General features: G+C 41.2%; 9 protein-coding genes and 1 tRNA gene. 9 read left to right on the plus strand and 1 reads right to left on the minus strand.

What is annotated here, in order from left to right; genetic code table 11:
* From murA to SORDD16_RS09345, 4 genes are all read left to right on the plus strand, one after another.
* On the plus strand, positions 1 to 1,112 hold a 1,112-nt coding region (gene murA, locus SORDD16_RS09330), incomplete at its 5' end, for a UDP-N-acetylglucosamine 1-carboxyvinyltransferase (protein WP_061453232.1).
* Positions 1,102 to 1,293, plus strand: coding sequence for a DNA-directed RNA polymerase subunit beta (locus SORDD16_RS09335; protein ID WP_000791962.1), 192 nt, complete (start codon positions 1,102 to 1,104; stop codon positions 1,291 to 1,293). The genes murA and SORDD16_RS09335, both read left to right, overlap by 11 nt.
* Before the next feature lie 40 nt (positions 1,294 to 1,333).
* Positions 1,334 to 2,158: a DNA/RNA non-specific endonuclease gene (locus tag SORDD16_RS09340; protein WP_061453233.1), complete on the plus strand. Its 825-nt coding sequence runs from the start codon at positions 1,334 to 1,336 to the stop codon at positions 2,156 to 2,158.
* Between the two features lie 136 nt (positions 2,159 to 2,294).
* Positions 2,295 to 3,626: a hemolysin family protein gene (locus tag SORDD16_RS09345; protein ID WP_061453234.1), complete on the plus strand. Its 1,332-nt coding sequence runs from the start codon at positions 2,295 to 2,297 to the stop codon at positions 3,624 to 3,626.
* Positions 3,627 to 3,773: 147 nt separating this feature from the next.
* On the opposite strand, the gene SORDD16_RS09350 is transcribed toward SORDD16_RS09345, so the two are convergent.
* Positions 3,774 to 3,844 (minus strand) — tRNA-Cys (locus SORDD16_RS09350).
* Between the two features lie 294 nt (positions 3,845 to 4,138).
* On the opposite strand from SORDD16_RS09350, the gene SORDD16_RS09355 reads away from it, so the two are divergent.
* The 5 genes from SORDD16_RS09355 (at position 4,139) to SORDD16_RS09375 (ending at position 10,617) form a co-directional block, all read left to right on the plus strand.
* A complete protein-coding gene (locus SORDD16_RS09355) occupies positions 4,139 to 6,112 on the plus strand; it encodes a peptide ABC transporter substrate-binding protein (protein WP_061453235.1) in 1,974 nt (657 codons plus the stop codon).
* Between the two features lie 66 nt (positions 6,113 to 6,178).
* Positions 6,179 to 7,675: an ABC transporter permease gene (locus SORDD16_RS09360; protein WP_061453236.1), complete on the plus strand. Its 1,497-nt coding sequence runs from the start codon at positions 6,179 to 6,181 to the stop codon at positions 7,673 to 7,675.
* Positions 7,675 to 8,601, plus strand: coding sequence for an oligopeptide ABC transporter permease OppC (oppC, locus tag SORDD16_RS09365; RefSeq protein WP_061453237.1), 927 nt, complete (start codon positions 7,675 to 7,677; stop codon positions 8,599 to 8,601). The genes SORDD16_RS09360 and oppC overlap by 1 nt, the downstream gene beginning before the upstream one ends.
* A gap of 8 nt (positions 8,602 to 8,609) precedes the next feature.
* Entirely contained in the window at positions 8,610 to 9,677 is a 1,068-nt protein-coding gene (locus SORDD16_RS09370) for an ABC transporter ATP-binding protein (RefSeq protein ID WP_061453238.1), read from the plus strand.
* A 10-nt stretch (positions 9,678 to 9,687) separates the two neighbouring features.
* A complete protein-coding gene (locus SORDD16_RS09375) occupies positions 9,688 to 10,617 on the plus strand; it encodes an ATP-binding cassette domain-containing protein (protein WP_061453239.1) in 930 nt (309 codons plus the stop codon).
* Positions 10,618 to 10,658 lie beyond the last annotated feature (41 nt).

Here is a 10,658-nt window from a genome sequence, read left to right on the forward strand (position 1 = left end):
AAGTAGTTCGTGGTCTGAATGCCAAGGTGGACTTTGATGAGGAAGCTCATGTTGTTGAGGTTGATGCGACTGGTGATATCACGGAGAAAGCTCCATATAAGTATGTCAGCAAGATGCGTGCATCCATCGTTGTCTTGGGACCAATCCTTGCTCGTGTAGGCCATGCCAAAGTTTCTATGCCAGGGGGATGTACCATCGGGAGTCGTCCAATCGATCTCCACCTCAAAGGTTTGGAAGCTATGGGGGCTAAAATCACTCAGACAGCTGGTTACATCGAAGCCAAGGCAGAACGTCTGCACGGCGCTCATATCTACATGGACTTTCCTAGTGTTGGCGCAACACAAAACCTCATGATGGCAGCAACTTTAGCTGACGGTGTGACGGTTATTGAAAATGCTGCGCGTGAGCCAGAAATTGTTGACCTAGCAATTCTCCTTAATGAAATGGGAGCCAAAGTTAAGGGGGCAGGTACCGAAACAATTACAGTGACTGGTGTCAAGGAACTCCACGGTACGACCCACAATGTCGTACAGGATCGTATCGAAGCTGGAACCTTTATGGTAGCTGCAGCTATGACTGGTGGAGATGTCCTCATTCGTGATGCAGTCTGGGAGCATAATCGCCCCTTGATTGCCAAACTCCTTGAAATGGGAGTTGAGGTAACGGAGGAGTCGGAAGGTATTCGTGTCCGTTCTCAACTGGAAAATCTCAAAGCTGTTCATGTAAAAACCTTGCCACATCCAGGATTCCCGACAGATATGCAGGCTCAATTTACAGCCTTAATGACTGTCGTAAAAGGGGAATCAACCATGGTGGAAACGGTGTTCGAGAATCGTTTCCAACATCTGGAGGAAATGCGTCGGATGGGCTTGCGTTCAGAGATTATTCGTGATACAGCACGTATTGCCGGGGGACAGGCTTTACAGGGGGCAGAAGTTCTATCAACAGACCTTCGCGCTAGTGCTGCTTTGATTTTGACAGGTCTGGTGGCGCAGGGAGAAACAGTTGTTGGTAAGTTAGTCCACCTTGATAGAGGTTACTACCGTTTTCATGAGAAATTGGCTCAGCTAGGAGCGAAGATTCAACGGATTGAGGTTAAGGATGAAGAATAAAAACTTACGCTATGTACTCCGTCGTTTACTGTTGATTTTTATCGTCCTACTGCTTGGCTTTCTGGCTTTAGGAATCGGCTTGATGGTTGGCTATGGCATCCTAGGAAAGGGACAGGATCCATGGGCTATCTTGTCTCCAGCAAAGTGGCAGGAATTGATTAGTAAATTTACAGGAAATTAGACTGGGAGACCAGTCTTTTTCTAAAGAAATAAGGAGAAAAATGGACAAAAAAACAAGACAAGCTCTGATAGGGTTACTTCTATTCTTACTCTTGGCTACTGGAAGCTATTATATCAAGCAGATACAGTCGACATCAAACACGCCTAAAACCAAAGTGAGTCAGAAAAAACAAGCTTCAGAAGCTCCTAGTCAGGAGTTGGCTGAAAGTGTCTTAACTGAGTCAATCAAAAACCAAATTAAGGGTGGTCTAGAGTGGAATGGGGCGGGTGCCTTTGTTGTCAATGACAATAAAACCAATCTAGATGCCAAGGTTTCTAGCAAACCCTATGCGGATAATAAAACAAAACCAGTCGGGAACGAGACAGTCCCAACTGTTGCCAATGCCCTCTTATCCAAAGCCACTCGACAGTATAAGAATCGTGAAGAAACAGGAAATGGCTCTACCTCTTGGACTCCACCAGGATGGTATCAGGTCAAGAATCTAAAGGGAGCCTATACACATGCAGTTGATAGAGGACACCTGCTGGGCTATGCCTTGATAGGTGGTTTGGATGGTTTTGATGCCTCTACCAGCAATCCCAAGAACATTGCAGTCCAGACAGCTTGGGCCAACCAAGCACAGGCTGAGGATTCGACTGGTCAGAACTATTATGAAAGTTTGGTCAGAAAAGCCTTGGATCAGAATAAGAGGGTCCGTTATCGGGTGACACTCCACTATGCGACAAATGAGGACCTAGTTCCATCCGCTTCACAAATTGAAGCCAAGTCTTCAGATGGCGAATTGGAATTCAATGTCTTAATCCCCAATGTTCAAAAGGGAATCCAGCTTGATTACCGAACAGGGCAAGTAACAGTGACAGATTAGAAGTAATAGATGTTATAAAAAACAGCTCCTTTGTCTTCTAGAAGCAGGGGAGTTGTTCTTTAAATGAAAAATAATGTGAATCCTGATCGATTTTATGATATAATGGAACACAAGATACTATTTTAGGAGAAGGACTATGGAAGACCCGAGCAGTCAGAATTTGTTGCTACAGTTTGTATTGTTATTTATCTTGACCCTGTTAAATGCTTTTTTCTCAGCCACTGAAATGGCAATGGTGTCACTAAACCGTGCCCGAGTAGAGCAAAAGGCAGAAGAGGGAGACAAACGTTACGTTCGTTTGTTAAAGGTACTTGAAAATCCTAACCACTTTTTATCAACGATTCAAGTTGGTATCACGTTAATTACCATCTTGTCAGGGGCAAGTTTAGCAGAAACGCTAGGACGCGAAATTGCTTCTTGGATGGGAAATAGTGAAACAGCTTACGCTATTGCAAGCTTTCTATCTTTAGCGTTCTTGACCTACATTTCCATTGTTTTTGGGGAACTCTATCCCAAGAGAATCGCTCTAAATCTGAAAGATACCTTGGCCATCCGAACAGCACCAGTCATTATTGGTTTGGGAAAAATTGTCAGCCCCTTTGTTTGGCTTCTGTCGGCTTCAACTAACCTATTGAGTCGTGTAACGCCAATGACCTTTGATGATGCTGACGAAAAGATGACACGTGATGAAATAGAGTACATGCTCACCAATAGTGAAGAAACACTGGATGCAGATGAGATTGAAATGCTACAGGGAATCTTTTCTCTAGATGAATTAATGGCTCGTGAGCTAATGGTGCCTCGTACAGATGCCTTTATGGTAGATATTCAGGATGACAGTCAAACGATTATTGAGAGTATCTTGAAGCAAAATTTCTCACGTATCCCTGTTTACGATGGTGATAAGGACAATGTGATTGGTTTGATTCATACCAAGCGTTTGCTGAACGCTGCCTATGCAGATGGCTTTGAAAATATTGTCTGGAAACGAATCCTCCAAACACCGCTATTTGTGCCTGAGACCATCTTTGTGGACGACCTCCTTAAAGAGCTTCGAAATACCCAAAATCAAATGGCCATCTTACTAGACGAATACGGTGGAATGGCTGGTTTGGTAACTCTGGAAGATCTCCTAGAAGAGATTGTAGGTGAGATCGATGATGAGACAGACAAGGCAGAAATTGAAGTCCATCAAATCAGTGAAGATACCTATATTGCACAGGGAACCATGAATCTTAACGACTTTAACGACTACTTTGGTGTCGAACTAGAAAGCGATGACGTGGATACCATCGCCGGTTATTATTTGACGGGTGTTGGTACGATTCCAACAACTGAAAAAATCAGTTATGAACTGGTCAGCCAAAACAAACAAATCATCCTGACTAATGATAAGGTGAAAAATGGACGTGTTACCAAGGTAAAAGTTCAAATCACAGAACTAGAACCTGAAGAAGAAACCGAGTAAAACAGTGATTTTCGTCACTGTTTTTCATTCGCCCCCAATCGCCCCAAAAGTTTTTCGAAGTTATCCGTATTTATCTGAAGAAAAAATAAAAAAAGCCCGATTTACGGGCTTTTTATTCGGTTAATTCCTGTTATTTCAGGTACTAAAAGGCGGTAGACGGATTTGAACCGACGATCAAGCTTTTGCAGAGCCGTGCCTTACCACTTGGCTATACCGCCTCAACGTTTAATATTATACCTTGAAAATCATTTTACGTCAATAGTTTCTTAAACGAAAATCCAATTTTAAAAAATAGCTTATTATAGAGGAGGTGGGAAAAACTTATACAAATATCGTTTTAAGGAGAGATAAACGGGAAAGTATTTTTTGTAGACACAAACAAAGAATAAAGAAATTTGACAAATGGAAGTTTTTTGTGGATACACGCCTAAATATTCTGAAAATTCGTTTACTTTTTAGAGGATATATGGTATAATTAACAATAAATCTAAATTTTTAATAGGAGTATATACATGAAAAAAAATAGAATATTTTTTACAGTAGGAACTGCGTTGCTGGCAACTGGCGTTCTTGCTGCCTGCGGTTCTTCATCATCAAGTTCAGCTCCAAAAACCTATAGTTATGTATACACAGCAGACCCAGAAACATTGGACTACATTGTATCGGGGAAGAATAGTACAGTTGTTGCGACCACAAATAGTGTTGATGGTTTGTTGACCAATGACAAATACGGCAACCTTGTTCCAGGAATGGCAGAAAGCTGGACTGTATCTCAAGATGGCTTGACTTATACCTATAAAATCCGTGAAGGAGCGAAATGGTATACGTCTGATGGTGAAGAGTATGCACCAGTAACTGCCAAAGACTTTGTTACAGGGATTAAGCATGCAGCTGAGGCTAAGTCAGAAGCACTTTATCTTATCCAAGACTCTATCAAAGGCTTGAACGACTATGTTACAGGGACAAATACAGACTTTTCAAACGTAGGGGTTAAAGCGGTTGACGATTATACTCTTGAGTACACATTGGCGCGCCCAGAGCCATATTGGAACTCTAAAACTGTTTACTCTATCTTGTGGCCAGTTAATGAAGAGTTTATGAAGTCTAAGGGAAGTGATTGGGCAAAACCTACAGATCCCACTTCAATCCTTTATAATGGTCCATTTATCCTCAAGTCATTGACAGCTAAGTCATCTATTGAATTTGCTAAAAATGAAAACTACTGGGATAAAGAAAACGTTAAAATTGGCGGAATCAAGTTGGCTTACTTTGATGGTTCAGACCAAGAGTCACTAGAACGGAACTTTACAGATGGCTCATACAATCAAGCACGTCTGTACCCTACAAGTTCGAACTATGCTAAGGTAGAAGAAAACTATAAAGACAATATCTTCTACACTCAACCGGGTTCAACTATTGCCGGGGCCGGTGTTAATATTGATCGTCAAAGTTACAATCATACTTCTAAGACAACAGATGAGCAAAAAGAATCAACTAAGAAAGCTCTTCTTAACAAGGATTTCCGTCAAGCGATTAACTTTGCTATTGACCGTAAGGCATTTTCAGCTCAGGTGAATGGTGAAGAGGGTGCAGCTCTAGCTGTTCGTAACCTTTTTGTTAAACCAGACTTTGTCACAGCAGGAGAGAAGACCTTTGGTGATTTGGTAACTGAAAAGATGGCGACTTACGGTGATGAGTGGAAAAATGTGAACTTCGCTGATAGTCAGGATGGACTCTTTAATGCCGATAAAGCCAAAGCTGAGTTTGCTAAAGCTAAGGAAACACTCCAAGCTCAAGGTGTGCAATTTCCTATCCATCTGGACGTCCCAGTTGATCAAACTGCTAAATCATCGGTTTCTCGCGTACAATCTCTCAAACAATCTGTTGAAAACGTGCTGGGTTCTGAAAATGTCGTTGTTGATGTCCAGCAAATGACAACAGATGAACTCTTCAATATTACATACTACGCAGCTAGCGCAGCAGCAGAGGACTGGGATCTCTCAACAGCCGTTGCTTGGGGACCTGACTATGAAGATCCATCTACTTATCTGGATATCTTTAAGACGACAGATAGTGAACACACTAAGACCTACATGGGATATGACAACCCAGATAGTCCGGCAGCAGTACAAGTCGGTCTTAAAGAATATGATAAACTTGTAAATGAAGCAGGTGCTGAAACAACTAACTTGAATACTCGTTATGAAAAATACGCAGCGGCACAAGCATGGTTGACAGATAGCTCACTCTTTATGCCAATCATGGTGAATAACGGTGCAGCTCCATTTATATCACGTATTGTTCCTTTCTCAGAACCGTATGCTCAATCTGGAAATAAGGCTGGTAATGTCTACTTCAAAACGATTGAAGTTCAAGATAAAGTAGTTACTAAGAAAGACTACGAACAGGCACGTGAGAAATGGTTAAAAGAGAAAAAAGAATCAAACGAAAAAGTTCAAAAAGAATTAGCGGATCACGTTAAATAAATAACTCTCAAGAGAACTTTCTCTCCATGAGGAGAAGGTTCTTTTGGGATTTTAAAAGGAAACGATATGAAGAAATATATTTTTATGCGTGTATTGCGTTCATTGTTGTCTATTTTCTTGGTGACAACTTTGACCTACACAATTATCTATACGATGGTTCCTCGAAAACTGATTTTCAAGCAGGATACCAACTATAACAAGATTGCAACGACGCCGGATAAGCGGGATGATTATGAAAATACCGTTTATGAGCGGATGGGCTACATTGAGTACTACGATACCAAGGAGTTGCAAGAGAAAACTAGCACAATGGACTCATCTGTAACAGTGGATGCCAATGAGACTAACAAGGCAATCTACGAAAAATACATCAACCAACTCGGGAATGGTTGGACACTCGGTGTATTCTCAGAAAGTGGTCAATTCTATGCTACGCGTGAAATTCCTATTTTTGAACGTGTTTTCAAATTCTACGCTAACTTGATTGATATTGATCATACAAACAAGATTCAAGACCCTGAAAATCCAAACTTGCAACGTTATCTTCGTTTTGAAAATGACCCTGCTATCGGTTGGTCATTAGTTGGGTCAGGTACAAAGCATAAATATCTTTTGTATTTCAATAATCAATTCCCATTTGTACACCAAAACTTTGTGAACATTAACTTGGGGGACTCTTACCCAACTTATGCAAACACACCAGTGCTTCAAGTTATCACACAGGGTCAGGGACAAACCAAGACATCAGAAGTTCAATTCCCTACGGGTAAAAAGACTTCCTCTGTAGATATTTACTCTCGTACCTACAAGTCACCAAGTCAAGCAGATGCGCGTGAAGTAGCTAACTATGGTAAAGACGATCCATATACAGCTACGGAAAGCAATTATCAATATCCATCAATGATTGCAAGCTCGGCTGTTGCTGGTCTGATCGGTTTGATTATTTCTTATGCTATCGCAATTCCTCTTGGTTCTGCTATGGCTCGCCACAAAAATACTTGGATTGATAGTTTCTCTACAGGGACTTTGACTTTCTTGCTTGCTCTTCCAACGATTGCCTTGGTTTATATCGTGCGTTTGATTGGATCATCTATTGGTCTTCCAGACTCATTCCCTATCTTGGGGGCTGGAGATTGGCGGTCCTATGTTTTGCCAGCAGTTATTCTTGGCTTGCTTGGGGCCCCTGGTCTTGCTATTTGGATTCGTCGTTACATGATCGACTTGCAATCTCAAGATTTCGTTCGATTTGCTCGTGCAAAAGGACTGTCTGAAAAAGAAATTTCAAACAAACACATCTTTAAAAATGCCATGGTTCCTTTGGTTTCAGGGATTCCAGGTTCGATCCTTGGTGTTATTGGTGGAGCAACTCTTACAGAAACAGTCTTCGCCTATCCAGGTATGGGTAAAATGTTAATTGACTCTGTAAAAGCATCAAATAATAACATGGTGGTTGGTCTTGTCTTCATTTTTACATGTTTATCAATCTTCTCATACTTTATTGGTGACATTTGGATGACAATTATTGATCCACGTATTAAATTGACAGAGAAAGGAGGCAAATAATGTCAACAATCGATAAAGAAAAATTTCAGTTCGTAAAACGTGACGATTTTGCCTCTGAAACAATTGATGCTCCTGCCTATTCATACTGGGGTTCTGTATTTAGACAATTTCTAAAGAAAAAATCAACAGTCATTATGTTGGGAGTTTTGGTAGCGATTATCTTGATGAGTTTTATCTATCCGATGTTCTCAGACTTTGACTTTAATGATGTAAGTAAGGTTAATGACTTTTCTGCTCGTTTTATAAAACCCAATGCTGAACATTGGTTTGGTACAGATAGCAATGGTAAATCCTTGTTTGACGGAGTTTGGTTTGGGGCGCGTAACTCTATCCTCATCTCTGTCATTGCCACTTTTATCAACCTTATAATTGGGGTTATTGTTGGTGGAATTTGGGGAATTTCAAAATCTGTTGACCGTGTCATGATGGAAGTCTACAACGTTATCAATAATATTCCTTCACTTTTGATTGTTATTGTTTTGACTTACTCAATCGGAGCAGGTTTCTGGAATTTGATTTTTGCCATGAGTGTGACGACCTGGATTGGGATTGCTTATATGATTCGTATCCAAATCATGCGTTACCGTGACTTGGAATACAACCTTGCTTCTCAAACACTTGGAACACCAACCTTTAAAATCATCGTTAAAAATATCATGCCACAATTGGTATCTGTTATCGTTACAACAATGACTCAAATGCTTCCAGCCTTTATTTCTTATGAAGCCTTCCTTTCCTTCTTTGGATTGGGATTGCCTGTAACAGTGCCAAGTTTGGGACGTTTGATCTCAGATTACTCACAAAACGTTACGACCAACGCATACTTGTTCTGGATTCCATTGACTACCTTGATCTTGGTATCCCTATCTCTCTTCGTTGTTGGTCAAAACCTAGCGGATGCTAGTGATCCACGTACACATAGATAGGAGTAGACATGACAAAAGGAAAAGATGTAATTTTGACTGCTCGCGATATTGTCGTGGAATTTGACGTTCGTGACAAAGTTCTGACGGCTATCCGAGGAGTGTCTCTGGAACTGATTGAAGGAGAAGTTCTTGCCTTGGTAGGTGAGTCCGGTTCTGGTAAATCTGTTTTAACAAAAACCTTTACAGGGATGTTAGAAGACAATGGACGCATTGCCCAAGGAAGCATCGACTATCGTGGACAAGACTTGACCGCCTTGACTTCAAACAAAGAATGGGAAAAGATTCGTGGTGCTAAAATTGCGACCATCTTCCAAGACCCCATGACAAGTTTGGATCCAATCAATACAATCGGTAGCCAAATCACTGAAGTTATCGTTAAACACCAAGGAAAAACGGCCAAGGAAGCCAAAGAAATGGCCATCGACTATATGAACAAGGTCGGAATTCCAGACGCTGAAAAACGTTTTGACGAGTATCCTTTCCAATATTCTGGAGGGATGCGCCAACGTATCGTTATTGCGATTGCCCTTGCCTGTCGTCCAGATATCTTGATCTGTGACGAGCCAACAACGGCTCTTGATGTAACCATTCAAGCGCAAATCATTGATTTGCTTAAAACCTTGCAAAATGAGTACCACTTTACCATTATCTTTATCACCCATGACCTTGGTGTGGTAGCAAGTATTGCCGATAAGGTAGCGGTTATGTATGCTGGTGAAATTGTAGAATACGGTACTGTTGAGGAAGTCTTCTACGATCCACGTCATCCATACACTTGGAGTCTCTTGTCTAGCTTGCCACAGCTTGCTGATGATAAAGGAGAATTGTACTCTATCCCAGGAACACCACCGTCTCTTTATACTGAGTTGAAAGGGGATGCCTTTGCCCTTCGTTCAGATTATGCGATGCAAATTGATTTTGAAGAGAAGGCACCTAAGTTTTCAGTCACTGATACCCACTGGGCTAAGACTTGGTTGCTTCATGAGAATGCTCCTAAAGTTGAAAAACCTGGAGTCATTGCAGATTTGCATGACAAGATTCGTGATAAAATGGGCTTTGCTCATCTAGAAGACTAGGAGGAAGGAAATGTCTGAAAAATTAGTAGAAATTAAAGATTTAGAAATTTCCTTCGGTGAAGGAAGTAAGAAGTTTGTCGCGGTTAAAAACGCCAACTTCTTTATCAACAAGGGAGAAACCTTCTCTCTTGTTGGTGAGTCTGGTAGTGGAAAAACAACCATTGGTCGTGCCATTATTGGTCTAAATAATACTAGTAAAGGCGATATCATCTTTGATGGCCATAAGATCAATGGGAAAAAATCTCATAAGGAATCATCAGACTTGATCCGTCGCATCCAGATGATTTTCCAGGACCCTGCAGCTAGCTTGAATGAGCGTGCAACAGTTGACTATATCATCTCTGAAGGCCTTTACAACTACCACTTGTTCAAAGACGAAGAAGATCGAAAAGAAAAAGTTCAAAAGATGATTCATGAAGTTGGACTTTTGAAAGAACACCTTACCCGTTATCCACATGAGTTTTCTGGTGGTCAACGTCAACGTATCGGGATTGCCCGTGCCCTTGTGATGGAACCTGATTTCGTTATTGCGGATGAGCCAATTTCAGCCTTGGATGTATCAGTACGTGCGCAAGTCTTGAACTTGCTCAAGAAGTTCCAAAAAGAGTTGGGCTTGACCTATCTCTTTATCGCGCATGACTTGTCAGTTGTTCGCTTTATCTCAGATCGCATCGCGGTTATCTATAAGGGAGTTATCGTCGAAGTGGCGGAGACAGAGGAGTTGTTTAACAATCCTGTCCACCCATACACTCAGGCGCTTCTATCTGCTGTACCGATTCCAGATCCAATCTTGGAACGCAAGAAGGTCTTGAAAGTTTACGATCCTGACCAACATGACTATGAGACAGACAAACCATCTATGGTAGAAATTCGTCCAGGTCACTATGTTTGGGCGAACCAAGCGGAAGTTGCTCGATACAAAGAAGCACTTAAAAAATAAATAGACTAAGAGAGGACCGAATGGTCTTCTTATTTTTAATA

Source organism: Streptococcus oralis (assembly GCF_001578945.1).
GTDB classification, from domain to species: domain Bacteria; phylum Bacillota; class Bacilli; order Lactobacillales; family Streptococcaceae; genus Streptococcus; species Streptococcus oralis_Q.